This window comes from Gluconobacter kanchanaburiensis NBRC 103587 (assembly GCF_007988905.1).
Taxonomy (GTDB): Bacteria; Pseudomonadota; Alphaproteobacteria; order Acetobacterales; family Acetobacteraceae; genus Gluconobacter; species Gluconobacter kanchanaburiensis.
In genome coordinates this window covers 26266-50803 of the sequence record NZ_BJVA01000011.1, presented here as the reverse complement: position 1 = coordinate 50803, position 24538 = coordinate 26266, and the positions used below count along the sequence as shown (strand labels likewise).

23 protein-coding genes and 1 tRNA gene are annotated in these 24538 nt (G+C 55.2%); 14 read left to right on the top strand and 10 right to left on the bottom strand.

Features of this window, described 5'->3' with window-relative positions; genetic code table 11:
- Nucleotides 1-3: 3 nt before the first annotated feature.
- Nucleotides 4-774, top strand: a complete 771-nt coding sequence (locus GKA01_RS09695) for an ABC transporter ATP-binding protein (RefSeq protein ID WP_146862125.1) — start codon at nucleotides 4-6, stop codon at nucleotides 772-774.
- Nucleotides 775-783: 9 nt separating this feature from the next.
- Here GKA01_RS09695 and GKA01_RS09690 read toward each other — a convergent pair whose 3' ends face one another.
- Nucleotides 784-1134 carry a DUF3147 family protein gene (locus tag GKA01_RS09690; RefSeq protein WP_146862122.1) on the bottom strand — a complete coding sequence of 117 codons (351 nt, stop codon included), beginning with the start codon at nucleotides 1132-1134 and terminating at the stop codon, nucleotides 784-786.
- A gap of 70 nt (nucleotides 1135-1204) precedes the next feature.
- A tRNA-Asp gene (locus GKA01_RS09685) sits at nucleotides 1205-1281 on the bottom strand.
- A 231-nt stretch (nucleotides 1282-1512) separates the two neighbouring features.
- Here GKA01_RS09685 and GKA01_RS09680 point away from each other — a divergent pair.
- The 10 genes from GKA01_RS09680 to GKA01_RS09635 all read left to right on the top strand — a co-directional run bounded on the left by GKA01_RS09680 (nucleotide 1513) and on the right by GKA01_RS09635 (nucleotide 9708).
- On the top strand, nucleotides 1513-2409 hold the full coding sequence (locus GKA01_RS09680) for a retropepsin-like aspartic protease family protein (RefSeq protein ID WP_208653407.1): 897 nt from the start codon (nucleotides 1513-1515) through the stop codon (nucleotides 2407-2409).
- A 115-nt stretch (nucleotides 2410-2524) separates the two neighbouring features.
- On the top strand, nucleotides 2525-4000 hold the full coding sequence (locus tag GKA01_RS09675; RefSeq protein ID WP_146862116.1) for a methyl-accepting chemotaxis protein: 1476 nt from the start codon (nucleotides 2525-2527) through the stop codon (nucleotides 3998-4000).
- Nucleotides 4000-4269: an STAS domain-containing protein gene (locus GKA01_RS09670; protein WP_167506350.1), complete on the top strand. Its 270-nt coding sequence runs from the start codon at nucleotides 4000-4002 to the stop codon at nucleotides 4267-4269. Before GKA01_RS09675 ends, GKA01_RS09670 begins: the two co-directional genes overlap by 1 nt.
- Nucleotides 4266-4625, top strand: a complete 360-nt coding sequence (locus GKA01_RS09665; protein ID WP_146862111.1) for a response regulator — start codon at nucleotides 4266-4268, stop codon at nucleotides 4623-4625. The genes GKA01_RS09670 and GKA01_RS09665 overlap by 4 nt, the downstream gene beginning before the upstream one ends.
- Nucleotides 4622-6646 (top strand): chemotaxis protein CheA, encoded by a 2025-nt coding sequence (locus tag GKA01_RS09660; protein ID WP_146862108.1) that lies wholly within the window; start codon nucleotides 4622-4624, stop codon nucleotides 6644-6646. The genes GKA01_RS09665 and GKA01_RS09660 overlap by 4 nt, the downstream gene beginning before the upstream one ends.
- Before the next feature lie 16 nt (nucleotides 6647-6662).
- Entirely contained in the window at nucleotides 6663-7085 is a 423-nt protein-coding gene (locus GKA01_RS09655) for a chemotaxis protein CheW (RefSeq protein WP_146862105.1), read from the top strand.
- Nucleotides 7082-7939: a CheR family methyltransferase gene (locus tag GKA01_RS09650; RefSeq protein WP_146862102.1), complete on the top strand. Its 858-nt coding sequence runs from the start codon at nucleotides 7082-7084 to the stop codon at nucleotides 7937-7939. The genes GKA01_RS09655 and GKA01_RS09650 overlap by 4 nt, the downstream gene beginning before the upstream one ends.
- On the top strand, nucleotides 7936-8985 hold the full coding sequence (locus GKA01_RS09645; RefSeq protein WP_146862099.1) for a protein-glutamate methylesterase/protein-glutamine glutaminase: 1050 nt from the start codon (nucleotides 7936-7938) through the stop codon (nucleotides 8983-8985). The genes GKA01_RS09650 and GKA01_RS09645 overlap by 4 nt, the downstream gene beginning before the upstream one ends.
- Nucleotides 8982-9377, top strand: coding sequence for a response regulator (locus GKA01_RS09640; protein ID WP_146862097.1), 396 nt, complete (start codon nucleotides 8982-8984; stop codon nucleotides 9375-9377). The genes GKA01_RS09645 and GKA01_RS09640 overlap by 4 nt, the downstream gene beginning before the upstream one ends.
- Nucleotides 9343-9708: a hypothetical protein gene (locus tag GKA01_RS09635; protein WP_146862094.1), complete on the top strand. Its 366-nt coding sequence runs from the start codon at nucleotides 9343-9345 to the stop codon at nucleotides 9706-9708. Before GKA01_RS09640 ends, GKA01_RS09635 begins: the two co-directional genes overlap by 35 nt.
- 14 nt (nucleotides 9709-9722) lie before the next feature.
- Here GKA01_RS09635 and GKA01_RS09630 read toward each other — a convergent pair whose 3' ends face one another.
- From GKA01_RS09630 to GKA01_RS09620, 3 genes are read right to left on the bottom strand one after another with little or no spacing between them, the layout of a single operon-like run.
- A complete protein-coding gene (locus GKA01_RS09630) occupies nucleotides 9723-10118 on the bottom strand; it encodes a hypothetical protein (protein WP_228119741.1) in 396 nt (131 codons plus the stop codon).
- A gap of 32 nt (nucleotides 10119-10150) precedes the next feature.
- Nucleotides 10151-11089, bottom strand: a complete 939-nt coding sequence (locus tag GKA01_RS09625) for a 4-(cytidine 5'-diphospho)-2-C-methyl-D-erythritol kinase (RefSeq protein ID WP_146862091.1) — start codon at nucleotides 11087-11089, stop codon at nucleotides 10151-10153.
- Between the two features lie 11 nt (nucleotides 11090-11100).
- Nucleotides 11101-12876: a tetratricopeptide repeat protein gene (locus GKA01_RS09620; protein WP_146862088.1), complete on the bottom strand. Its 1776-nt coding sequence runs from the start codon at nucleotides 12874-12876 to the stop codon at nucleotides 11101-11103.
- Nucleotides 12877-12974: 98 nt separating this feature from the next.
- Here GKA01_RS09620 and GKA01_RS09615 point away from each other — a divergent pair, with 98 nt between their 5' ends.
- Both GKA01_RS09615 and GKA01_RS09610 read left to right on the top strand, forming a co-directional pair.
- Nucleotides 12975-13811, top strand: coding sequence for a uracil-DNA glycosylase (locus GKA01_RS09615; RefSeq protein WP_146862085.1), 837 nt, complete (start codon nucleotides 12975-12977; stop codon nucleotides 13809-13811).
- 227 nt (nucleotides 13812-14038) lie between these two features.
- Entirely contained in the window at nucleotides 14039-15958 is a 1920-nt protein-coding gene (locus tag GKA01_RS09610) for a transglycosylase SLT domain-containing protein (RefSeq protein ID WP_146862082.1), read from the top strand.
- 71 nt (nucleotides 15959-16029) lie between these two features.
- Here GKA01_RS09610 and GKA01_RS09605 read toward each other — a convergent pair whose 3' ends face one another.
- Nucleotides 16030-17868 carry a Hint domain-containing protein gene (locus GKA01_RS09605; protein WP_146862079.1) on the bottom strand — a complete coding sequence of 613 codons (1839 nt, stop codon included), beginning with the start codon at nucleotides 17866-17868 and terminating at the stop codon, nucleotides 16030-16032.
- 444 nt (nucleotides 17869-18312) lie between these two features.
- Nucleotides 18313-18891 (bottom strand): YqaA family protein, encoded by a 579-nt coding sequence (locus GKA01_RS09600; protein WP_146862076.1) that lies wholly within the window; start codon nucleotides 18889-18891, stop codon nucleotides 18313-18315.
- Nucleotides 18892-19036: 145 nt separating this feature from the next.
- On the opposite strand from GKA01_RS09600, the gene GKA01_RS09595 reads away from it, so the two are divergent.
- Nucleotides 19037-19585, top strand: a complete 549-nt coding sequence (locus GKA01_RS09595; protein WP_146862073.1) for a cytochrome b — start codon at nucleotides 19037-19039, stop codon at nucleotides 19583-19585.
- A gap of 75 nt (nucleotides 19586-19660) precedes the next feature.
- Here GKA01_RS09595 and GKA01_RS09590 read toward each other — a convergent pair whose 3' ends face one another.
- The 3 genes from GKA01_RS09590 to ccmA form a co-directional block, all read right to left on the bottom strand.
- Nucleotides 19661-22969, bottom strand: a complete 3309-nt coding sequence (locus GKA01_RS09590) for a S41 family peptidase (RefSeq protein WP_146862070.1) — start codon at nucleotides 22967-22969, stop codon at nucleotides 19661-19663.
- Nucleotides 22970-23072: 103 nt separating this feature from the next.
- Entirely contained in the window at nucleotides 23073-23738 is a 666-nt protein-coding gene (gene ccmB, locus GKA01_RS09585) for a heme exporter protein CcmB (RefSeq protein ID WP_146862067.1), read from the bottom strand.
- On the bottom strand, nucleotides 23735-24370 hold the full coding sequence (ccmA, locus tag GKA01_RS09580) for a heme ABC exporter ATP-binding protein CcmA (protein WP_146862064.1): 636 nt from the start codon (nucleotides 24368-24370) through the stop codon (nucleotides 23735-23737). Before ccmA ends, ccmB begins: the two co-directional genes overlap by 4 nt.
- Nucleotides 24371-24538: the final 168 nt, after the last annotated feature.

The following is a 24538-nucleotide window of genomic DNA, read 5'->3' as shown; positions in this document are numbered from 1 at the left end:
CTGATGCCCGGGATTGTTGTTGATCGCCTCTGTATCGATTTTCCGCTGTATCATGGGCAGAGCCGCTCCCTGAAACGGCAGGTCGGCAAAACGCTGGCCCGGTTTGCGCCATCAGCGCCTTCGGCGCATCTGATGCATGATCTGCGGGAGCGCACGATCGTAAGCGTGCTGCGGGAGATCAGTTTCACGCTGAATTCCGGCGAACGGCTGGGATTGATCGGCAGTAACGGTGCTGGAAAAACCACATTGTTGCGTGCGCTTGCGGGTATTTACGAGCCTGTTGCGGGACGCGTGCGACTTGATGGAACGATGCGGACGCTGCTGGACAGCAGTCTGGGCATGAATCCCGAACTGACGGGGCGCGAAAACATTCGCCTCAAGGGACGCTATGAGGGCCTCTCACGCCAGCAGATTGAACGGATCGAGCAGGACGTGCAGGATTTTGCCGAACTCGGCCCTTATATGGACATGCCGATGAAGGTTTACAGTGCGGGCATGAGTGTTCGGCTGGCCTTTGGTCTGGCAACAGCGTCTTCTCCTCAGATCCTGCTGATGGATGAATGGTTTCTCGCGGGGGACGGGGTGTTCATGAATAAGGCCAAAGTGCGCCTTGAGGAACTCGTCCAGCAGGCGGAAATTCTTGTGTTGTCCACGCATCAGCCTAAGATCATGCGGCAATGGTGTACGCGCGTCATCTGGCTTGAGAACGGACATATCCGCATGGATGGCACGCCAGACGAGGTTCTGGACGTTTATCTGGACGAGGCGGGCTGAGGGCCCTTCTCAGCCACCTGTACCGAAACGGGCGAGCGCCCATGTTGTGCAGAGATACAGAACGATCGTCAGCGCGCATCCTGCCAATAGGGCAAACCAGAACGGCAGCCCTGCCCGGAGCAGTCGCGGGATCAGCAGAAACATGGGCAGCGAGGGAAGCACATACCAGAATGTCGCTTCCGCATGATGGCTCATAACGATGCGGTCCGGCTTTTCCAGCCATAGCCAGATCATGCCCAGAACAGATACGAGCGGCAGGGACGCAATCAGCGCACCAAAACCGGGATAGCGCCGCGCAATGCTGGAGGCGGCGGCGATCAAGAGCCCTGAAATCAGGCATTTCAGAATGAAGAACAGCATAGTCTTCCCTAAAAACGGGAGGGGCTACTTCAGGTTTTTTTGGAGAATGTGGCCAACTCTATAAAAAGAGTGGCGCGAGTGACGGGGCTCGAACCCGCGACCTCCGGCGTGACAGGCCGGCGCTCTAACCAACTGAGCTACACCCGCAAGGCTGCTTTTCAGCACCCTGAGGCCCTTCCGTTTGGAGGCTGTTTGGCTTCCTCTCGGTCGGTGGCGGTGATGTATCAGCCTCCTCAGGAGGTGGCAATAGGGGGAGCCCAAAAAAAAGCATCGGGAGCCAAAAAAATCCTTCTTGTTTCGATATGCCGAAGCGTGCCCTCTGTAACGAAACGATACAGAAAGGCTGATATGAGACGCGGACGCTGGGGGATACTACTCATGGGACTGTTGCTCGCAAGCTGTCAGAGCGGGCCTCGTCAGTGCAAATTGTATGTCAGTGGGGATATGCCGGTTCTTAATGACCGGGGCAGCCCTGTGGTGCGTGCCACGATCAATGGACACCCTGTTGCACTGATCGTTGATACGGGGGCGTTCTCCACCACGATCGGACAGCGCTTTATTGAACCGCTCGGCCTCAGGGATGCAGGCGGTACTTTTAGGGTTCGTGGGGTCGGAGGTGACGATTACGGGCGTGTCGTGATGATCGATACACTCGACATGGGAAGTTCCAAGGCGCTGAATGTTGCTGTTGCCGGCGTGGGAAAGTTCACGGGGCATGTCGCCGGACTTCCGGTCGTGGGATTGTTCGGACGTGACTTTCTTGGTCGGTACGACACAGTCGTGGATATGCCGAATCACCGCGTCAAACTTGTTGAAACCGAAGGCTGCGATACGCCGACGCCAGGTTGGGCAGGTCGCGTTCATACAGTGCCCATTTCCCATCTCTATGATGGCGGTCATCAGACATCCGTCTCCATTCGCCTGAACGGCCATCTAACGGACGCCATGCTGGATACAGGAGCAGCGACCACGCTCATCAGCCGAGATGCTGCACGCGCTGCAGGCGTTACCCGTGCGATGTTGGAAAAGGATCCTGTCACGACAGGATATGGGCTGATACGCGATCCAGTCAAAAACTACCGTCATCATTTTGAAACATTTCAACTGGGCGATCTTACGTTTCGGAATGTCGAGCTGAAAATTGCAGATGACCTGCCTGACACGGAAGGTTTGGTAGGCGCGGACGTTCTGAGGCACTATCGGATATGGATTCCTAGGGATGGCAGCAAAATGTTCATTCAGCATGATATGGATATTTCGCCTGTCATGCCCTGAAACTGTCTGCGGGGTATTAACGGAGTTTAAATGAACAGGCCTTTAGGAAAGAGTGCATCTGGACAGTTCGGTTTGGCTGCCAGGGTGTGATCTGTATTTCTGGAGGCAGTCTGGCATGTCCGACATACGCTCTGTTCCTGTGCAAAAAAGTTTTCTTCTGCGCAGGCGACAGCTTATGGCCTTTTCAGTGCCCCTCCTGCTTTGCATTGGCGGAGTGGGATGGGAGATTACGGTTGCAAGTCCCTCTGTTGCAGCTATCAGGCAGTCCGTTTTCCCTGAAGTTCTGATTATTTGCCTGTTCTCTTTCTCGGGATTCTTTGCATTTATTCGAGTTGCCAGCCGCGGCGATGCTCTTGCCAACGCTGTAAAGGAACTCGTCCGGGATGGGACATTGCCCCATGGCATGAACGAGGCAGATCTCATTCGACTTCAGGTCGTGCTGGGAGAGGCGCGAACCAACTCCGAGCGTAATGAGGTGATGGCGTCTCAGGCACAATCTGCTCTTGCTGCTGCCAGGATAGAAGCTGAGGAAGCGCGGCAGTCTGCGCAGGAAGAAGCTGCGGAACATGAGCGGGTCATTCGGCTCGTAGGGAACGCGATGGAAAATCTACGGGACGGCGAGTTGAGTTTTCGTCTTGAAGAAGCACTTCCTGCCAGATACGAACGTTTGAAGCAGGATTTCAATGACACGGCATCAGCCTTGGAGAAGGTTATGATGTCCTTGAATGACAGCATCTCCACAATTTCTTCCGGCTCAGCCGAGATTGCGTCTGCTGCTGACGATCTTGCTCGCCGGACTGAACTTCAGGTTTCTCGGCTCGAGGAAACAACAATCTCAGTCGGAAATGTTACGGAAACGGTTCGGAAGACTGCTGCCGCCTCTGTGCATGCAAGTGATGTTGCAAGCCAGACTCGAGACCGGGCAGAGCGTTCCGGAGAAGTCATGGCTGCTGCTACGGCTGCCATGCAGGATATTCAGCAATCTTCAATCCATATTGCTCAGATCCTTGGGCTTATTGATGATATTGCCTTTCAGACCAATCTTTTGGCGCTAAACGCTGGCGTGGAAGCCGCCAGGGCAGGAGACGCTGGTAAAGGCTTTGCAGTTGTTGCGGCCGAAGTTCGTGCTCTTGCGCAGCGTTCTGCGGACGCAGCAAAGGAAATCAAAGGTCTGATTACATCGAGTACCCAACAGGTCAGTCGTGGAACTACACTTGTTGAAGAAACAGGTATTGCGATGAAATCGATCGTAGAAAATGTCAGTGAAATCAGTGTTCTGATCGGTGAAATTGCGACAGCCGCTCGTAGTCAGGCCAATGACCTTTCAGAGATCAGCGTGGCAGTCAGTCAGATGGACCAGAATACACAGCAAAATGCTGCCATGGTCGAAGAAGCAACGGCTGCAAGTCATAATCTTAGTGCTGAAGCCAAAGAACTAGTTGGAAGTCTGCAACGCTTTCATCTGCGGCCGGATAATCGTTACATTGATGAGTATTATGAAAGCGCCTCATCATCTCCGCTCGTTCAATCCGAAAAATGGGGAAACAACTCTTTTCAGACTTCGGACGAAGGTTGGGAGGAGTTTCGATAATGGACGTCCTTATACTGCCGAAAATTATGGATACCAGTTATGTTCAGTCATTTCTGGAATGCCTCTGCGCCCAAGAGAAAGATTTTTCCCTGGATGGACGTCATGTTGAGCGCGTTGGAGGACTCTGTCTTCAGTTGATGATTTCAGCCCGCAGTACAGCGCGGGCGCGGAATATGCATTTTAAAATCAATAATCCTTCTGAGGCGTTGAAGGAGAGCCTTCGGCTGATGGGGGGAGAGTTTCTTCTCTGTGAGGAAGCAAAGGCATGAATGTTCTGGTCGTTGATGATTCCCGAACCATGCGGGACCTTGTAACCCGGGAGCTCTGCAAAGAAGGCTACGACGTGGAAACGGCAGAAGATGGCGTTGATGCTCTGAAAAAAGTCAGCGGTTTCCAGCCGAAAGTTGTCATAACAGATCTGAATATGCCCCGGATGGACGGGCTTCAGCTCACGAAAGCGCTGAGGGCACGCCCTGAGACAAGGTATATACCGATCATTTTTCTGACGACAGAATCAGGGGGTGAACTACGTCAAGCTGCTCGCGAAGCTGGGGCTACCGGATGGATTGTCAAACCATTTGATGGCCCAAAGCTTTGTGCCGCTGTGCGGCGGGTAAGCTCATGAGTGCTGACGATTTTACAGATGATATGGATGAGATCCGGCAGATTTTCTTTGACGAATGCGACGAACAGCTTGCTCTTTTAGAGGAACAGTTGACCTCTCTGACAGAGAACACAGGAGACGCGGAAAAGATCAACACGATTTTTCGCTGTGTTCATTCCATCAAAGGCGGCGCTGCAGCATTTGGCATGGAAGATCTGGTAAAATTTTCGCATCTCTTTGAGAGCGTTCTCGATCGCTTTCGATCCGGTTACATTCCAGTAGATATGGAAGCTGTTAAGACTTTTCTCAAATGTAAGGATACGCTCTTTGATATTGTAGGCGCTTTCAAGGATGGAGGCCAGAGCTACATTGTTGCGCCAGAAAATGTTGCCGAATTAGATGTTTATCTTAATTCAGGGGCTGGGTCCCGGTCTGAAAATATCGAGATGGAAGATGTTTTCGGACTGTCATTTGCCCCAGTAAAAATTGAAATTGATCCGCCTACGGACCAGAAATATTCAATAATTATAAATGTTTCCTCTCAATTCTATAAGCGTGGGGATGACATTCGGAATATTCTGGCGACATTGAGCGAGCTTGGCCAGATGACGGTCGATCTTGATGTCGCGAACGTCCCGTTGCTGAACACAATACAACCAGATCAGAGCTATCTGATTTGGAAAGTCCTTCTTGTGACCGACATTGCTCGTCAAGAAATCGAGGAGGTTTTTGAGTGGTCTGGTGATGATATTCATGCAGAAATTATTTTATTAACTGACAAAATTATAAAAACTGAAACGTATTTACCTATCTTTGATGATAAGCATGAGGAGCTACAAATAAAAAAAACAGTTGATAGGAAAGGAATTGCGACTGTTAGAGTGGATATTCAGAGAATTGATAAGCTTGTCGACCTGATCGGCGAGTTGGTGATTAATCAAGGTGCCATCCAGTCACAGATGCGTCGGAACAAAATTTCAGGCGATTCTTTTCTGGGGAATGTCGTAGCAGCTCAGGAACAACTCATTCATGAGTTGCAGGAAAACGTCATCATGATGCGGGCTTATCCCATTAAGACGGTTTTCCAGAAACTCGGGCGTGTTGTGCGGGAGACAGCAAGGTTCACGGACAAGCAGGTAAAGCTAATTCTTGAAGGTGAAGACACTGAAGTTGACCGGTCTATCCTCGAAAAAATCTCTGATCCGCTCACCCATATGGTCCGTAACGCCATAGATCACGGTATTGAAGACTCTGCTGAAAGGCTGAAAGTCGGAAAAGAAGCGGAAGGTCTTCTTAGGCTTAGGGCTTTTCAACGTTCCGGCCGGATTATTGTCGAGATTCAGGATGATGGGGCAGGCCTTGATCCAGAAAGAATTTATGACAAAGCGGTTGAAAAGAAAATTATTGAAAAAGGGGAAAAGCTTGATCGTGACGAGATTTTCTCTCTGATTTTCGAGCCAGGATTTTCAACCGTGGCAAAAGTCACCGATGTCTCTGGAAGGGGGGTAGGAATGGATGTTGTTAAAAAGAGCCTCCAGCAGATTAATGGGCGTATTTTCATTAATTCGACCAAAGGAAAAGGTACGACCTTTTCGATCTCTCTTCCGTTTACCCTGTCCGTAATCGAAGGAATTATTTTTAAAGCCGAACGCCAGGATTTTGTGATTCCTGTCAATAATGTTTCGGAAACAGTTATTTTTGATCCAGCTAAAGCATTCCATATTGGTGATGGGAAATACGGTTATCCGTATAGAGATGGTTATCTTTCCGTCATATACGCGGCTGAAATTCTTGGATATCGGCCAGATGGTAAAAATCAGAAAATATGCTTCGTGATAGAAAATGAAAACGAAGACAAAATTGCTTTTGTTGTTGATAAGATTATAGATCACTCAAGATTTGTTGTGAAAAACCTTGAAGATAATTATCGAAAGATAAAATGCTTTTCTACGGCGACAATACTTGGGGATGGAAATGTTGCATTCATTTTAGACGTGGAATTCCTTTTTGGTGAAATTTTGAAAAAAGAGAGTCCTTGCTAGAGGAGGAAGTATAATCATGGGTAAATCTCTCGTTTTTTCTCTGGGTCTGCAGGAATTTTCTGTTCAGATTTCCGCGGTTAAAGAGATAAAAGAATGGTCTAAAGCGACTGCCTTTCCTGCTGCACCATCATTTGTCGAAGGTGTAGTGAATGTCCGTGGAGCGGTGATTCCGCTGGTCGACATGGGCCAGATGATAGGGGTTTCGTCAGATAATAACGAGAAGAAAGCGATTATTTTCCTTAGAAACGAAACAAAGGTTATTGGATTTTCTGTAACGAATGTTACTGATATCTCTGATATGGACGATACCCATTTCAGAGATCTTCCAGAGTTATCAAGTGAAAATCTCAAATATTTTTCGAATGGTATTCAGTCTCTCGGAGAAAGAATGATCTTTTCGGTGAATGTTTCATCACTGTTCGAGGGCAGTCTTCAATGACTGAAAATGATTTTGATTATGAAAATAATATTTCAGATCGAAATTTTGAAATTATCTCTAGGATTGCTAAAGATTGTTCAGGAATTTCCCTATCTTTAACGAAGAAAAATCTTGTCTATTCAAGAATATCGCGCAGGGTCCGTCGGGAAGGGTTTGGGTCTATTGATGATTATTGTGACTTCATTTCTGGAATTGATGGAGTAATCGAGCGCCAGTATCTGGTTTCAGCCTTAACAACCAATGTTACCAGCTTTTTTCGTGAAAGACATCATTTCGTCTATTTGGAACATTTGCTGCGTCAGAGACTTTATAATCGCCTTGCACGTGGAGAAGAGCTCAGGATCTGGTCAGCGGCTTGCTCCAGTGGTGAAGAAGCCTATTCAATCGCAATGACAGTTATGAAGTGTCTTTCAGCGATTACGGAATTGAAAGTCAAAATTTTGGCGACTGATATCGATGCGGATATCCTGCTTCGTGCAAAAGCTGGATATTACGATGCTTCGGAGGCTGGAAACGTATTGGAAGACGGGGGACAAAGGTTTTTCCATCAAGATGGCGACAGAATTTCTATGTCCCAGACATTACGCGACATAATTCGTTTTCGTCGCCTGAATCTGGTTGAACCGTGGCCGTTTTCATCTCGATTCCATGCGGTTTTTTGCCGAAATGTTGCTATTTATTTCGATAGAGAAACGCAAGATCTTCTTTGGAAAAATCTCTCCAAAAGAATTTTTCCGGGAGGAGAACTTTATTTGGGGCACTCTGAACGTATCGCGCATCCCGAAAGGTATGGACTGGAGGGAATTGGCCCTAATGCCTATTGCAAGGTTGCGCTCACGGAGTCGCGCTCTTGACTGTTCTGAAACCGTTGAATGTGCTTGTCGTTGATGATTCGCTTACGACGCGCGCCTTGATTGCGGCTTCGCTAAAGCGAGATGCCAGAGTGCGTGTCATTGGAACGGCTGCAACACCTCTTGAAGCGCGGGATCTGATCGTACAATTAAATCCTGATGTTCTGACGCTTGATTTCGAAATGCCGTCTATGAATGGCTTACAATTTCTCGAAAAAATCATGCGCTTGCGACCGATGCCTGTCGTAATGGTTTCAGGTCATCTTGCCAGTCACAAAGGTCTCGTTGAACAGGCCCTTAGAATGGGAGCGGCGGATTGGTATTCTAAAATTACGCCAGAAGGAGGAGTAGAGCCGTTTTCCGGGTTGGGAGACGCAATTGTCCGGGCTGCAGAAACGCCGTTGTCTGTTGTTGCCACTTCTCACAACATCGATATCCCAGGTTCGAAGGAAGGGGTAGTGATCGGGATTGGAGCGTCAACTGGAGGAGTGGAAGCTCTTACGGATGTGCTTGAGCATTTTTCTGAGAGTTGTCCCGCGACTGTTATTGTCCAGCATATGCCCAAGCAGTTTTCGGAAAGTTTTGCTCGCCGTTTGAACCGAATTGTCAGGCCTGAGGTCCGGTTGGCGGAGGAAGGGGATATTCTCAGGCCAGGTACAGTATATGTTGCTTCTGGTGGAGAACGCCATCTGCGTGTCCGAGCTGGAGCACGGCAGGGAGAATATGTCTGCCAACTGGTTGCCGGGCCGCCAGTTAATGGACACCGTCCCTCTGTGGACGAACTTTTTTATTCTCTTGCCAAAACCGTCGGGAAACATGCCGTTGGCGTAATTCTGACCGGAATGGAATGTGACGGAGCACAGGGTTTGCTCGCAATGCGGCACGCTGGGGCCCTCACGATCGGGCAAGACCGGGCAAGCTCGGTTATTTATGGAATGCCGCGAGCTGCTTTTGAACTGGGTGCGGTCGAACAGCAGCTTCCCCTTACCGAGATTGGTCAAGCCATTCTCAATCGTTGTGAGCGCCGCTCTCTGGAGACGTACCCATGATTTCTGCATCTTCCATGTCTGTTCTTCTCGTCGATGACCAGACCTCCATTCGTTCCATCTTGCGTAACACGCTTGCGCAGATCGGGTTCGTTCAGATTGCCGGGGTCCGGAATGGGGTCGAAGCGCTTGAGCATCTTAAGAATAATTCAGCTCATCTGATCATTTCTGACTTTAATATGCCGGATATGGACGGGCTTGAATTGCTCAAGGCAATCAGAAGCAACCCGCGCACGGCCAAAACCGGTTTCATCATGTTGACCGGCCAGGCCAACAAAGATCTCGTGCAGCAGGCAGTAGCGGAGGGTGTTAATAATTTTCTGGCAAAGCCTTTTACGGCCAGTTCATTGAAGTCCCGCATTGAAGCTGTATTTGGGCCAATTTGCAGTGCATGAGGAAGCGAAAGTCCTGCCAGCCAGCCAGCTCATTGAAGGTTTGGCGGGGCAGTTGGGTGGGGTGCTTCAAGATCTACGCGGCCTGGAACAGGTGTGTTTTGATGCGGTGCCACACGAGGTGGCACCTGCGTTGCAGGGTTTCGACAGACTTGAGCAGATCATTGAGCAACTGGCGATATGTTGTGGACAACTTTGCGCTGAGCCCGGTCTGAAAAATGTCATGGTTGGACCTGAGATCGTGAACCGCATTACCCTGGGAGAACTGCGCGAATGGCTGCTGTCACAACCCTCCAGTGCCAGCAGCATAGCTGGAAACATGGAGCTGTTCTGAAGAGATGCCCCCGCTCAGCTGGGCTGACTGGCGTCCTGCGGTGTTGAACGGATCATGGTGCGCTGTTTCTGAAGACCGCCAATGATTTTTTCAACATCATGCGGGCCAAAGACGACACCTACCGGACCGTAGGCGGGATGCTGAAAAGCCAGCATCGATCCTTCGGTCAGGGCATCGATCTGGAGTGCCCAGTTTGTCGTATAGACTGGTGTAAAGCGCGCTCCTGCAATCGGAGGAGGAGGTCGCTTTTCGATCAGATTGGCATGGGCGAGGCCAAGGCTTGTTATCAGTTGTGAGAGTTGGGCTTCGTCAAGGGAGATGCTGCCCGTGACACCGCTGCCTTCAAGGAAAGACAGTGTAACGGTTTCGCTGTCTTCCTCGCGCGCTACCTGCATGCGTGGAGCTGTCATGATATGGGACCCCCTGCCGTAATTCGTTGTAATCAGGATGCAGTAGTGTGATGGAAACCTCCTGCCCATGTCCACCAACCTAGACGTGCGGCCTGAGTGTTCAGCAGCATCGCTGCCTGACATGCGCTTTCCGGGTCGGGGAAAATTCCAAAACATGTTGCTCCCGAACCGCTCATCCTGCTGAGGAGGCAATCGGGGAGGCTGTCGATTGATGCCAGAACTGTCCCGATAACAGGACATTGCGACATGGCTGGAGCCTGGAGATCGTTTGTTGTGGCCTTGAGATCCGACACCATGTCCCGAGCGTCGTCCCATCGGGATGGAAGACAGGCTTCCGGCCGCTCGACAATGCCACCACCTGAAGCAAAAGCGCGGAAGACGTCTGGTGTTGAGACACCAACCCCCGGATTGACAAGTAGAAGACCGGCATCGGGCAGGATCGGCGCAGGAGCAAGAATTTCCCCGATGCCCAGCATCCGCGCAGGGCGCTGGGCTATGCAGACAGGGACGTCCGCTCCCAGCTTTGCGGCTATCGGAAAGAGTTCGGCCTGATCGACATCCCATTCCTGTGCCAACAGACGAAGGGTCGCAGCCGCATCAGCCGAACCCCCTCCGATGCCGGAAGAGACCGGGAGATTTTTTTCCAGCTCAAGCCGGAAATTTTCAGTTGCGCCATTGAAGGCTGTGCCTGCCTTTTCCTGAAGCGCGCGGGCAGCACGGAGCACGAGGTTCTGGCTGTCCGCCTCAAGACCCTGCCCGAAATGTCCCTGGATTGTGAGAGACATCGATTCAGTGGGGCCGGTTAACGTGACGCGATCAGCAGCGCCGGCAAAAACGGCCAGACTGTCGAGCAGATGGTAGCCGTCAGGACGTCGACCCGTGATGTGAAGAAACAGATTGATTTTGGCGTGGGCAAAATCCTGCGTGATGACTGCGGGATGGAGAGCGGCCGCTGTTTCTGGATATATCATGTCTGAAAAAGTCATGGTTTCTGTTCAAAAGCTGCGAGATGGGGGCCGCCGTTCTGGAGCGCCTGCATCAGAAGGGTGCGATCCTGAGGTTGCGGGCTATCGTCCAGGGACTGGTTCCACTGGTCCTGAGCTTCGGTATGCCGTCCCAGATACCAGTATGCAACGCCAAGATGATAGCCGATTTCAGGGTCACTGGGAGAGTGTTCGGCTGCCTGAATAAGAAGGGGGAGGGCGGTTTTGAGATCCGCACGAGATTTGAGGAGGGCCCAGGCATAGCTGTCCTGAATCGAGGCATCCGTGGGCTGAAGGTCGACGGCCTTTTTCAGCATGGCCAACGCCTGTGTCTGATCGACATCATGTTCGATATTGGCGTAACCGACGAAATTGAGCACCTCGGGCTGTTCGGGAGCAAGTTCGAGCGCGCGCCTCATGTCATCCTGCACCATAGCCCAGTTACCACTTTCCTCCGCAGCCATCGCGCGTCCCAGCAGGATGGGCCAGAGGGTCTCGCGGCGTGGTGAGGACGCACTGAGCGCGCGCGTAAAAAGATCAATGGCGGTTGTATGGTTTCCGCGCTGGTCCTCGACTTCGGCAAGCTGGATCAGGAATTCGGGATTGTCGGGCCGGAGTGCCAGAGCACGATGAAGGGCGTCCGCCTCCTGCTCGGGGACGCCGGACCGCATGGCGAGGTTGACACGCTCCTGTGCGGCCAGTGCAGCCAGCGGATCGTCGGCGGAGATGCTGCTCAGTTCAGACAGACCGCTGGAGATCTGATTGGCTTCGCGAAATGTGTCGGCAAGAAAAATGCGAGCCATGGTCAGGGCGGGGTCAAGAAAAAGGGACTGTTGCAGGGCGATGATGGCAGGATCGCGCGGAATCCCGTCGTGCTGGATAACGTCCGTGACCATAAGTGCGATCTGGAGATTGACGATGCCTCCCCCCAGAGCCGGGGTAGGTAGTTTGAAACGGGGAAGCGCCTGTTGCAGCGGCCCGATGACGAGAGAGGCTAAAGGTGAGGTGACGCCGAGCGCCGTGATGGTATCGTTGGCGTCCTTGTGTCGACCGTGACGTTCGAGCCAGCCACCATAAAGCTGTGCATAAAGGATCTGGAGCGTCAGCGGGTCACCAGGAGCATTGCCTGTCCGATGATAAAGCTGCCCTGCGAGCAGGGGGGAGGGGAGGCGTTCAGCGATCATGGCGGCGTGCAGGATATACAGCCTGCGGGTCGCGGGCTGGGCGGCGGCCTGCGCGAGCAGATTGAGCGCTTTCTCGGTCTGTCCTTCCGCAGCGAGACTCCAGGCCATCAGAACAGGTGCAGCGACTGTAACGAGCGGGCCGTGATGAGGTGTACGCGTCAGCAGGCGACGCATTTCCGTCCAGTCTTGCCGGGAGAAGGCATCCTGAGCGAGGATCAGGGTTCCGATATCGCTTCCAGTGCCATGGTTCGGCAGAGCATTGGCGAGTCTGACGGCCTGGGCCTGATGTCCACCCATCGCAGCATAGCGCAGGGCGTCATGTTGCAGACGAAGATCATGAGGTGACAGCTGCAGGGCATGGGACAGGGCTACATTCGCTGCGGGTACATCTCCGCGTTGCATCATGACCGTCGCGGCCATGAGCCAGCCTGTCAGCGAGTTTTGCGGGCTGACGGCCGGTTTGAGTGCCGGAGGAATGCTGGCCGCGAAGACTCCTGTGAGGCTGCTTCCAAGCATGAGAACGGGGAGCGCCAGACGGAGCGGACGGGAAAAATCGTCGAGGGATCTGGGCCAGCCGCGTATGATCTGCATAATGGATGAAACACTACCCCTCTTGGGGTCTCACGCCAACCGGCCTGTAACGGGCGCTTGGCGGCATGAGACCATGAGGTAACGCGAACGGATAGATCATGACGCCCCAGCCAGTCGTGAGCCGGGCCGAACTGCTGGCCGCGCTCCAGCTTCAGTACGAATGGGGGGCGGACGAGGCTCTGTGTGAAATGCCGGTGGACCGCCTTTCAGAGGCTCCCCCGCGTTTACCGCCGCGTCTGTCTGCGGAGACGGAGCCGAAATCGCCGTACGAGGACCTGCGACGTGTCCTGAAATCGGAGAGTGAGCGCTCCGGGCCCGTTGGTACGGCCGACAGGAATGCGTCCCTGCGCGTGATCGCGGACGCGCCCGACCTGCCGACGCTGATGAAGCTGACGGCTGCGCCGGATGATCTTTTCCTTGCGCGCACCGCAACCCATCGTCTGGAACCGCTCCTCGTTGCGGATGCGCCCTTTATGCTGGTGGGGGAGGCGCCGGACGCGGACGAAGACCGGTCCGGAACGCTTTTCGCGGGTGAAGCAGGAGCGCTGCTGGACAGAATGCTCCGCTCGGTCGGGCTGGAGCGGGAAAAGATTTCCATGGCGCCTGCTCTTCCCTGGAGGCCCCCCGGCGGCCGCACGCCCAGCGAGGCCGAAATGCAGGCCTGCCATCCGCTCCTGCTGCGCACCATTGCACTGGGACGTCCGCGTTATCTGGTCACGATGGGGGGAACGCCTTTGAGAATGCTTCTGGGACCGGATGCGGTTGTGGGGCGTCTGAGAGGAAAATGGACAAAAGTCTCTGTGCCTGGGCTTGCGACTCCAGTGCCGCTACTGCCGATGCGGCATCCGCTTCAGCTCCGGGCCAGCGCAGCTGCGCGGCGAAATGCATGGCAGGATCTGCTTGTTTTGATGGATAAACTTGCCTCAGACGAATGAGGACCAAAAGAATACTGATTCTGTTATCAAAAAACTTTGGGAAAACGTAAAAAAACGCGCTGGAACAGGTGTTTGCCACTGGATTGTTTTGGGGTTGGGTTATATCATTGCCCAGTCCAAGGCTGTAGGAAGATTAACATTTTCTTGCCAGGCGCAGGCAAAGCGGGTAGCAACCCGCTGCTATGCGAAGGATACCCCCTTTCATTTCAGGCAGTACCGCTCGGGCCATGCTCGTCAGCGTGCTGATTCTGGCCGGTGGTTCACTGTCACCGGCGCGTGCGGAGAGCACCAGGAATCTTCCTCCCCAGCCCGAGCCGGCAGGGGACGAGACCGCATTTGCGGAGGTGCGCCCATCCCTTGGGGGAGACGGCGCTGTCTCCCTTCCCCATCCTCTGACGGCCGCCGTGGCCAATCGCTACCGGCAGATTTTTCAGGCCCAGCGAAACGGAAATGGCCCTGTTTTTCAGGAACAGATGCGTCTTTTGACGGATCATGTCCTGCTGGCGGATGTGCTGGCAGAACGTTACCTGGCCTCTGGAGCGCATCCTTCGGTCGAACAACTACGTAGCTGGCTGCATGAGTATGCAACGCAACCCGACGCCGAGAAAATACAGGCACTTCTCCTGAAGATTGCCCTTCCTGGTACGGTGCAGCTTCAGCCCTACGTTCGTCCTCTTCCCTCTGATGTGCGGGCTGACAGCCTTCAGGGAGCGTCTGCTCCGGGCGATCCACTGATGCATGCATTCGTGCGCAATCCACTACTGGACCGGACGGTTCAGGAGCGGGCCATGACGGGCCTGCGTGGTGCGGAAAGTGCGCTGCACCTCGTGGATATCACCCCTGGGATGACGCCTCCCTATGCAGCCCAACTCTATGGTGAGGTGGCGTTAGCACTTCTGTCGCAGGGGGAGACCCTTCCAGCCCTGCGGCATGGCAGTGCGGGTTTTGGCCGCGGTAACAGTCAGGTAGGTCTGCCTGCCTACGTGGCTGGCCTTGCCGCCTGGAGGGAAGGCCATATCGAGGCCGCTTATGATCTCTTCCAGTCAGCCGCAAACGCACCTGTAACCGCTGTCGAACTTCGCGCTGCCGCGGCATTCTGGGCAGCGCGTGCGGAAGGGCGGCGTCATGATGTGGTGGGATATGTGAAGTGGCTGCATCGCGCCGCCATCCATCACGAGACATTCTATGGCATTCTCGCCTCCCAGACCCTCGAGCTTGGGCGACACGGTCATGCGCGCCTGCCGGACGGTGATGCGGATGTCACGTTGCATGATCCCGTTCCCGTTCTCGCCGAAATCGATGTCGAAGCGGTTGGTGCGATGCCGCAGGGGCGTCAGCTTTATGCGCTGTTGCAGGTTGGTGAAAGGGCAAGGGCTGAGGCCCTGATCCGTCGTATGTGGATGGATGTGGCGGCGGATAGCGCCTGTTCTCGTTCGCTTCAGCTTGTCGCTCAGGCCGCAGGTTACGAGGATCTGTCCGAACAGCTTGCATCGCTGATCATGCATCAGGAATCGCAGACGGTGAAACCGACGCCGCTGCCTTTGCCGGTACTGAGGCCCAGTCACGGTTTCCGGATGAATCCCGCGCTGGTTTATGCTCTGACGCGCGTTGAATCCAACTTCGATCCTGCTGCGCGGTCTGGTGCCGGGGCGCAAGGCCTGATGCAGATCCGTCCTGTCACTGCGAGCTTTGTTACGACATCCCGCATTACCTACAATTCACATGGCGTTGCCGTGATCCCGGTGACTCCGGACATGATCAACCGTCTGCGCAATCCGTCGTCCAATCTCGAAATCGGTCAGCTTTATGTGCTGTACCTTGCCGGTCAGTCGAGCCGGGTCGCCACGGTTCGGGTCCCTGAAGGCGGAGATCTGGTTCGGGTTCTGGCTTCTTATAATGCGGGTCCCGGAGCCATCGCGCGCTGGGAGGGGGCCCAGAAGGCTGAAATGCGTGATCCGTTGTTCTTTATGGAAACCCTCCCCAACGGCGAGACGCGGGATTATGTTCATCGGGCTCTGACTTATACATGGCTTTATGCACAGCGGATGGGCCTGTCCTCGCCCTCCCTGAAAGCGCTCACCCGCTCGGAATGGCCGTCCTTTGGCGCCGAGCAGGCCATGGCGCATGAACGAATGGCTCTGAACTGAAAGTCCCGAATAAAAAAAACAGCCCCGGTTCAAATCGGGGCTGTTTTTTGTTCGGCAGGGTCTGGAGTACTTCAGGCTCTCAGGGCCGTCTGATCCTGGAGTCTGAGTGGCTCAGTGGAATAGGTGCCGGTTGCCAGAATGGTGATGGACAGCACACCGAAATGGAGTGGCGCCCGCTCGCCGAGTGGAATGAGGGCGTTGCCCGTTGTCCAGCGGCAGAGCGAGTTTTCAGGGGTGGACCATCCGTCCAGAGGCTGATGCTCCAGATGGGCTTCAAGGTCGGTGGTCGTGCCGGAATCAAAGAAAATGATTTCTCCAACCAGCACGCCAAGGGTCCGGCGGTCGTCGACAAACGGTCCAATCGTGTCGCATGGACGTGACGCCCGGGAGGCAAGTCTTACCGAACCGATACCTGGCGGAATCATGAACAGCGTCCGGTCTTTCGTCTGTCGCATCGGGTAGATGACCTGACCGTCCGAAGCGACAAGATGCAGTTCCGGGTCATCCGTTGTCTGCGGTATCACGGTGTTACCGGTTTTTGCGGCAGGCTGCTGGCAGGCCGTATGCGTATGGGCGCGGGCTTCGATCTGTCGATAGAGAGGCTCGACAAAAGCCCGGCTGACGTCCAGAGGGGCTGCTGCATCTGCCCAGCTCTTGTGCTGGCCGCCTATGGCAAGGATTTTTCCATCCTGCCGGAAGGTGTGTCGGTTGCCGGTATCGAGATAGCTTTCAGTTAGCATGCCGTCGGACATGATGACTGAATGATCCCTGGTTTCGACGTGAAAGTATTCATAGGACGTAAGGGAGCGGTCATAGAAGATCGATCTGCCGTTGACGAGCATCCTCACGGGGATGAAGCGTCCATCCATGAAAAGGCAGTGTTCCGCCGTAATCAGCATGTCCTTGTAAGGAACGTTGTCCGAGATGGCATTGGCCAGAATGCGGACGGGATAGCCGGCCTGATCGTCCGGAAGGGAGGGGGCGGTGGTAGCCTGGCGCCTGCCTGTCCAGACCACCTTGCGGACGGCGGGTTTGCCTTCGTGCCACGCCAGAATTTCGTCACCTGCACGAAGATCCTGGATCGGTGTTTCGCCTGAGGGGGTGCGGATCATGGAGTCAGCAAGGAAGCAGACCCCGATATAGGTATTGCCTTTGGAATAGGTAATCTGGAGTGGGTTATTGCTGGAACTCAGGGCATTATAAGTTCCGGTATTGAGTGTCGCGTCGCTGGAAAGCGTCACGGTGTAGGTTGCGATCTCTGTATTGTTATTGCCGCCAAAGAGGGTGATGGTACGTGATGATCCTGTGCCGGAGATTGTATACCCGCTGATGGCGGTGACCGTATCCTGAAGCTCGATCGTGTCTCTATTGGGATTGTAGTTGGTAATACTTGTCCCGCTCAGATTGATCAGCGTTCCGCCGCCATTGAGGATCAGCGTTCCGCCACCGGCGCCGAAGTTGATGGTTGATCCTGTCAGGATGCTGGCAAGGTTGGAGCCGGAAACATAGGTGCCGCCCTCGCTGATATTGATGGTTGAGCCCTGCAATGCACTGGCAAGAACTCCACTGGAAAAGGTCAGTTGGCCGCCGATGACATTCAACGTCAGCCCGGAGAGGGCACTCACCCCAATACTGACAGCCGTGTCGCCTCCGATATAGAAATTAAGGGCGCTGAGGGCATTTATACCAATATTGAAGTCACCTGTTGATCCCGGAACGCTGACATACGTTGAATAAAGCACGCTCGCGAGAACATCTACTGAATCGGATCCAGTAATGATGTTTCCAGTGAAAACACCAGAAAGAGTTTGAAGGGTGCTGCCTGAACTGTCCTGAATGACTACAGTGCTTGTAAGGAGTCCAGTCCGCGTGACGGTATAATTAGCATTAGCATCGCTATACGAAGTCATGGCAGTTCCTTTTGTTAGGATTAATCTAATGCAATATCCCAGGCCAGTGATCTTACATTCGACATTCTGAAGCGGGATGTCGTTACTTCATGCTTGCCAGGGATTTTAATCAATAAAAAATTAACTCAAATATAAGTGAGCTTATGTTTTTTTGCTTCGGAAAAATTTCGATTGTTTTCTACAAACAGAATATTTCCAGATATATTGTTAATTAATTTTTGGATGCTACGAGAAAATTTTTGGGGTTATTGTGTTTTTTTTCTGCCATCTAAAAGCCTGATTTTTAGAATTTTTCTGGCATATTCTAATTGTCGAAAAATTAACTAATTTTGTGATTGCGATAACGATGTTTATCCGCGGAATAACGAGCATCGCTGAACAGCACTCGAAATCCTTCCGGAAAAGCCCTGAAAAATGGGTCAGATGGGTTTTATAAAATTATTTTTATATAAGCTCGACCAAGGCGATTCCCGCGCCAATCAGAAGCAGGGCAGCCATCAGGACAATCGCCAGACGCTTTTCTATGAAGTTGCGGATGGGTTCGCCAAACGTGCGCAGCAGCGCGGCTTCGAGAAAGAAGCGGGCGCCGCGGGTCACGATACTGGCGCCAATGAACGGCAGCAGGGAAAAATGGGCAGCGCCTGCAGCGAGCGTCACGAACTTATAGGGAAGTGGCGTTAGACCTTTGGCAAGAATGATCCAGACGCCGTAATGGCGGAACATGCTTTCAAGATTCAGGATACGTTGGTCCGCATGGTAAAAATGGGCGATGGGCATCCCGACATGTTTCATCAGAAAAGCCCCCAGAACCCAGCCGATCAGTCCGCCTGTGACGCTGGCAGCCGTACAGACGGTGGCGAGGAGCCATGCACGCTCGCGATTGGCGAGCAACATGGGAACAAGCATCAGATCGACAGGAAGTGGGAAAACGGAGGCTTCTGCCATGGCAACGACAATCAGCCACCAGATGGCCCGAGGTGAAGCGGCCAGTTCGGTGACGCGGTTGTAAAGCAGTGTCAGCATGGCGATCGGACATCCCTGTAAAAGCGTGCTCGATGTCCTACCCGTCCTGTCCCCTCTTGAAAATCCATATGCCCAGGGAAGATGTGTTTCGGTCGGGGAACGGGTTATAGGAAGCGAAACCGTTTTTCCGGAGTGCCGCCGCCGTATGGACAAGAGCCTTTCACTTTTCGAACGCTATTCCCTCGGCGCAAGGATATTTCACTGGGGAATGGCGGCCATCATCGTGCCGCTATGGCTGCTCGGTTTTTATGTGGGCCGGATCATGCCGCATGCGGCAACGCCCCAGAAGACGCTCCTGCTGCTGATTCACAAGGAAATCGGACCGTTCATCATCGTCCTCACGGTCCTGCGGCTTGTCTGGCGGGCGACTCATCGTTCGCCCGCGATGTTCTCGGATATTCCTGAAGAGGAGCGCCTGGCGGTGCAGGTCGGGCATTTTGCGCTTTATGCGATGATGCTGGTCGTCCCGCTGACGGGGTGGGTGCGCAGTTCGGTCCATGGGCTGCCGATCCCGATGATGTGGGTCGTCGATTTGCCGCCATTGGCCCACAAGGCGCCTGTGTTCGTGCCGCTGGTAAATGTGTTGCACCAGTTTTCATCATGGATTTTGGGGGTGTTGATTGCCGGACATGGCATTGCGGCGCTGCTGCATCGCTATGGTCGCAGGGATACGGTTATGAACCGGATGCTCTGAAAACCGCATGTCATGAAAAAGGCCCCTGCCCGGGTGATCGGGCAGGGGCCTTTTTTTGTGGAGAGATGCTCCGGTTTATTTCGGCGCAGCGGGCTGCTGGGCTGGAAAGGCTTCGGGCTTGAGAACCGGGCGCGGATGGTCGGCCATATCCTTGCGCAGCCATGTGAGGGCGGCGTCGAGCTGCTGGTCCTGTCCGTTGAAGGTGGCGACCGGCATGTTCTCGACTTCGATGTCCGGCGAGACGCCCTTGTTCTCGACCAGCCACTGTCCGTTCAGGTCGAAATAGGGATTTTCGGCCGTGCGGGCATTACCGTTGTCGATCAGGCGGTCTCCGTCCGAGAGCCAGACGCCCGCGCCTGCGGTCCGCTCGCCCAGCAGCGGGGCGATGTGCAGGGACTTGATGCCCTGCGAGAAGGTCTCGCCATCCGAATAGGTCATCTCATCGGACAGGACGATCAGACGACCCTGGAAGGACTGCTGCATGTCCACTGATGGTGCGTTGCCGTAGCGGCCCCAGAACATCCATGGGCGACGCATGAGCTGTGTGAGAACCCAGCTGTCGATATTGCCACCCGTATTGCCGCGGACGTCCACGATCAGACCGTCCTTGTCGATATTGGCATAGAACTCGCGGGCAAACGCTTCCATGTCGTCGCCGACCATGGATTGCAGGTGCAGATAGCCGATGCGGCCATGGCTGGCCCGGTCGACAATATCAGCACGGCTGACCTCCCAGTCGCGTGTCCGCAGTTCACGCTCCTTCATATAGGAGACCGGCGTCACAATGACTTTGTGCTCCTTTCCGGCGCGGGAAAGTGTCAGGAGAACCTGTTTCCCGGCCTGATCGGCAAGGAGCGCGCCCAGATCGGGCTGTCCGGCTGTGGGCTGTCCGTTGACGGCTGTAATAAGGTCTCCGTCACGCGCATCCACACCCGGCGCGGCCAGTGGAGACTGCTGGTCGGGAAGGTCGCGGTCGCCCTGATAGATATGATCGATGCGGAAGCCACGATCCGCATGCGTCAGATGTGCACCCAGACCGGCGATAAGGCTGGAGGCCGGTTGATCGAACGTCATGGGGGCATGGAGTTGCGAGTGCATGGCGCCGATTTCCGCCACCATCTGGCCGAGCAGATCGTCGAGATCCGCACGGTCGCCGAGACGGTCCACGAACGGTGCGAAATGCGCACGTACGGCTTTCCAGTCCACGCCATGCAGATCGCGGTCATAATAATGATCGCGATGCAGGCGCCAGGCATCCACGAATTCGTCCGACCATTCCTGTCCGGGGTCGATCCGCAGACGCAGACGATCAAGCTCGATTTTCTTACCGGCCAGTTCCTTGGGCTGTTTTTCACCCGACGGCGTCAGAAGCAGTTCCGGCGCGTTTTTGCCGCGACGGCTGAGCGTCAGGAGTGTTTTGCCGTCCGGAGTGATGTCGAAGCCCGAGATCTTGGCGGCGTAGGTTTCGATCTTGTGTTCGTTATTGTCGATATGGATCGACTTCAGATCGCCCGGACCGTCGCCTGAGCCGGAATTGTCGATCGTGAAGAGATAGTCGTCCGAAACGCCGAGACCTTCGTAGTCTCCAGCCGGAACGGGAGCCTGATAGAGACGCGTTGCGAGGCCTGCCCATTCGATGGCGGGAAGAGATTTTTTCTTGTCGTCGCTCTTCTTCTTGTCAGCCTCCGGTTTCTTGTCGGTCGGGTCCAGTTCGGTTGCGGGCAGGAACGGGAAGCGTTCGCCGGACTGAAGGGCGAGGGCATAAATGCCGGTCCGTTTCGGGAAGGCCGGTCCGATATTGCGGTCTCCCCAGGGCGAGCCGTTGGCGAGCGAGAAGGTACGGTCCGACAGGAACCACAGCCATTTGCCGTCCGGGGAGAAGCTGGGCGTATAGGATTCGTAGCGCCCGTCCGTGGCCCATGTCGTCTGGCCGGTCGCGGGAACGTAGAGCGCGATCTGACGACGCAGGTTCGTTCCGCGTGTGCGCACGAAGGCCAGAACATGTCCGTCCGCCGACCACGACAGGGAGTCGAAGACGTTGGTCCCGTCCAGCGTTGCGTTATCGACGAGCTTGTCGGCCTTCGTGGACAGGTCCGTCAGCCACAGCCGACCGAGCAGATCCGTATGGGCTGCATATTTTCCATCTGGCGAGAGAGACAGGATGACGGGTTCGGTGGGGGAGGGTTGGGTGATGGCCTCGCCCTGACCACTGCCGTCGGCGGCAAAGCGCCACAGGGCGGAATCGCCCTTCACATCGCTGAAGGCAATGACGGATTTGCCATCCGATGTGATCTGGGCAAGACGCAGACGGACATTGTCCGGAGTTGCCAGCACGACGACGCGACGCGGGGACGCGCCTGCGATCACGACATGGCCGCGCATTGTGAAGGCCGCCGTCTCTCCTTTGGGCGAAATCGTCGAGGAGGTCAGGAAGCGGGTCGGCTTTTCCAGCCAGTATGGGCTGCGGGGAAGATTGTCGGAGGTCAGATCCACCTTGATGGGCGCGGTCTCACCGCTCGCCAGATTGAAATCGAACAGGTCCGCGCCCTTGCGGAAGACGATGTGATCGCCGGAGATTGCGGCTTCGAGGACGCTGTAATCCGTGAAATGGGTAAGTTGTTTCGCGTCCGTGCCGTCGGTGGCGAGGCTCCAGAGGTTGTAGCGGCCGTTTTCGTCGGAAATGACGATCAGGCGGTCGCGCCAGGGCATCGGGCGGATCAGGTTGGCATCATGCGTGCCGATGCGTTCGGCTTCCTTGCCGTTCTGAAGATCGAAACGCCAGAGCTGGGACAGCGCACCGCCACGATAGGCGCGCATGTGATCGCCGGTCGTGGCGAGGCCGAAGCGGACGGCATAAAGCCAGCGTCCGTCGGGGCTGAGCGCGGCATCATTCGCGCCAGAAAGTGGGAAGACGTGCTGTGCGCCGGTCTTGGGGTCAATCGCGGTGACGGTCTGGGTGTAATAGGGACCGGTTGCCGCCGGGCTTGCATAAAGAATGCCCGCATGCGCGTCCCAGCCAATGATCTTCAGGCGCGCAACGTTCTCAAACGTCAGACGGCGCGGCGTGCCGCCGCTGCGGGGCATGACATAGATTTCGGTCGGGCCGTCGAAATTGGCGGCGAAAGCGACCTGGGTGCCGTCCGGGGAAATGACGGGATATGGATCGATAGCGTTCGCACCCTGCGGCACGGTCGTCAGGCGCTGGGCCTGCCCGCCCGCGAGGGGAACACTCCAGACGGACTGTTCGTCGTTGAACAGGACCGTCTGGCCGGAAATCGAAGGTTCCCGCAGATAACCCGGCTCGGCCTGCGCGACACCGAGGCCAAGCCCCATCAGGGCTGCGCAGGACAGGAGGGAGCTTCTGAGGGAGGGGCGATGGGGCATGGCGATGATCCCGATATGAAACGAATATGATCCAGTCGTTTCATAAAGGTGTCATCGCGTCAAAGGCCCCCGGATGACATCCTGTTAAGATATAACATTTCTCTCAGCCTACGGCAGCCTTGAGACCTTGTCCGGCGGCGAGGGGGCAGAGCGGAAGGCAGGCGAAGAGGCACGCTCCCAGCAGATCCAGACTGGCGGCGGGAGATGTAGCGAGCTGCCCGGCATAAGACGAGGCCGCGCCAAAGATCAGGACGGGCGTTGCCAGTGGCAGAACAAGCAGCGGAAGCAGAACGCCGCCACGCCGCGCACCGAGGACGATCGAGGCCGCCATGCCGCCCAGAAGAGAGAGAGACATCGTCCCCATTGCAAGGCCGAACAGCAGGAGCGGCAGTTCCGAGCCTTTTACGCCCAGCATGATGCCGAGCGGGATGCTGGCTATCAACAGGGGCAGGCCGGTTGTCAGCCAGTGCGCGGCCATTTTGGCGAAGGCCACGGCGGCGGGGGCCGGGCCGGTTAGCATCAGAAGATCGAGAGAGCCATCTTCGAGTTCTGCGCTGAACAGACGGTCCAGCGGCAGGAGGCAGGCCAGCAGCGCGCACACCCAGATGATACCCGGTCCCATATGTCGCAGAAGGTCGGGCGAAGGGCCGAGGGCGAGCGGGAACAGGCTGCCACATAATATAAAGAAGAGTAGCGAGGCCAGTGTATCGGCGCCGAAGCGGAACGCCAGACGGAGGTCACGGTCGATCAGGGCGAGGAAAGCGGTCATGACAGCCAGAAAGATTCCACATGCGCGAGCGAGGGCAGTTCGTGCGAGCGGGTGTTGTCGAGGGGAAGCGGCACATGTGTCGTGACGATCATAGCACCGCCCTTTGCGCGATGGGCGGCCATGACGGCGCCGAGACGCTCGATACTGGCGACGTCTAGTCCGACCGTCGGTTCGTCGAGCAGCCAGAGTGGAGCGCCGGACAGCATGACGCGGGCGAAGGCCGCGCGGCGTTTCTGGCCCGAGGACAGGAGACGGGCGGGAAGGTCCGTCAAATGCGTAAGGTCGAGCGCGTCGAGTGCGTCAGCCAGACTGCTCGTGCCGAGCTTTTCAGCCAGAGCGAGGTTCTGCGCCAGCGTCAGCCCCGGCTTGAGGGCATCCTGGTGTCCGAGCCAGGCGAGGGAGCCATAACGGATGACCTCACCTGAATCGGGGCGGCGCAGACCGGAAATCGTGCGCAGAAGGGTGGATTTTCCCGCGCCGTTCGGTCCGGTCAGAATCATGGCGTCCCCCGCATCCAGCGTTAGGGAAACGCCGTCGAGCACCAGCCGATCCCCGCGGAACACCGTGACGTCCTCGACATCAAGCAGGCGTTCGGGTGTGGGAGGCATGGGAAAGTCAGATGGGCTGGTCATCGAAAGGTCTCATACGGGGTTCTGGCTCGGTCCCGGTGTGTGTCTTTCTGTTTTAGAGACCCTGCGGACATCCTTCGCAAGGGGCGCGCTCAGGACCGGACGAATATGATGATCGTATGAATTGTGCCGCCTTCTGTATTAAGGTCTCGATACGCTGGCGCAGGTCCG

Excerpts from the sequence above, each read along its gene's own strand:
- GKA01_RS09695 (WP_146862125.1), top strand. The coding sequence starts at position 4 with ATGCCCGGGATTGTTGTTGATCGCCTCTGTATCGATTTTCCGCTGTAT.
- GKA01_RS09690 (WP_146862122.1), bottom strand. The coding sequence starts at position 1,134 with ATGCTGTTCTTCATTCTGAAATGCCTGATTTCAGGGCTCTTGATCGCC.
- GKA01_RS09680 (WP_208653407.1), top strand. The coding sequence starts at position 1,513 with ATGGGACTGTTGCTCGCAAGCTGTCAGAGCGGGCCTCGTCAGTGCAAA.
- GKA01_RS09675 (WP_146862116.1), top strand. The coding sequence starts at position 2,525 with ATGTCCGACATACGCTCTGTTCCTGTGCAAAAAAGTTTTCTTCTGCGC.
- GKA01_RS09670 (WP_167506350.1), top strand. The coding sequence starts at position 4,000 with ATGGACGTCCTTATACTGCCGAAAATTATGGATACCAGTTATGTTCAG.
- GKA01_RS09665 (WP_146862111.1), top strand. The coding sequence starts at position 4,266 with ATGAATGTTCTGGTCGTTGATGATTCCCGAACCATGCGGGACCTTGTA.
- GKA01_RS09660 (WP_146862108.1), top strand. The coding sequence starts at position 4,622 with ATGAGTGCTGACGATTTTACAGATGATATGGATGAGATCCGGCAGATT.
- GKA01_RS09655 (WP_146862105.1), top strand. The coding sequence starts at position 6,663 with ATGGGTAAATCTCTCGTTTTTTCTCTGGGTCTGCAGGAATTTTCTGTT.
- GKA01_RS09650 (WP_146862102.1), top strand. The coding sequence starts at position 7,082 with ATGACTGAAAATGATTTTGATTATGAAAATAATATTTCAGATCGAAAT.
- GKA01_RS09640 (WP_146862097.1), top strand. The coding sequence starts at position 8,982 with ATGATTTCTGCATCTTCCATGTCTGTTCTTCTCGTCGATGACCAGACC.
- GKA01_RS09630 (WP_228119741.1), bottom strand. The coding sequence starts at position 10,118 with ATGACAGCTCCACGCATGCAGGTAGCGCGCGAGGAAGACAGCGAAACC.
- GKA01_RS09625 (WP_146862091.1), bottom strand. The coding sequence starts at position 11,089 with ATGATATATCCAGAAACAGCGGCCGCTCTCCATCCCGCAGTCATCACG.
- GKA01_RS09620 (WP_146862088.1), bottom strand. The coding sequence starts at position 12,876 with ATGCAGATCATACGCGGCTGGCCCAGATCCCTCGACGATTTTTCCCGT.
- GKA01_RS09615 (WP_146862085.1), top strand. The coding sequence starts at position 12,975 with ATGACGCCCCAGCCAGTCGTGAGCCGGGCCGAACTGCTGGCCGCGCTC.
- GKA01_RS09610 (WP_146862082.1), top strand. The coding sequence starts at position 14,039 with ATGCTCGTCAGCGTGCTGATTCTGGCCGGTGGTTCACTGTCACCGGCG.
- GKA01_RS09605 (WP_146862079.1), bottom strand. The coding sequence starts at position 17,868 with ATGACTTCGTATAGCGATGCTAATGCTAATTATACCGTCACGCGGACT.
- GKA01_RS09600 (WP_146862076.1), bottom strand. The coding sequence starts at position 18,891 with ATGCTGACACTGCTTTACAACCGCGTCACCGAACTGGCCGCTTCACCT.
- GKA01_RS09595 (WP_146862073.1), top strand. The coding sequence starts at position 19,037 with ATGGACAAGAGCCTTTCACTTTTCGAACGCTATTCCCTCGGCGCAAGG.
- GKA01_RS09590 (WP_146862070.1), bottom strand. The coding sequence starts at position 22,969 with ATGCCCCATCGCCCCTCCCTCAGAAGCTCCCTCCTGTCCTGCGCAGCC.
- ccmB (WP_146862067.1), bottom strand. The coding sequence starts at position 23,738 with ATGACCGCTTTCCTCGCCCTGATCGACCGTGACCTCCGTCTGGCGTTC.
- ccmA (WP_146862064.1), bottom strand. The coding sequence starts at position 24,370 with ATGACCAGCCCATCTGACTTTCCCATGCCTCCCACACCCGAACGCCTG.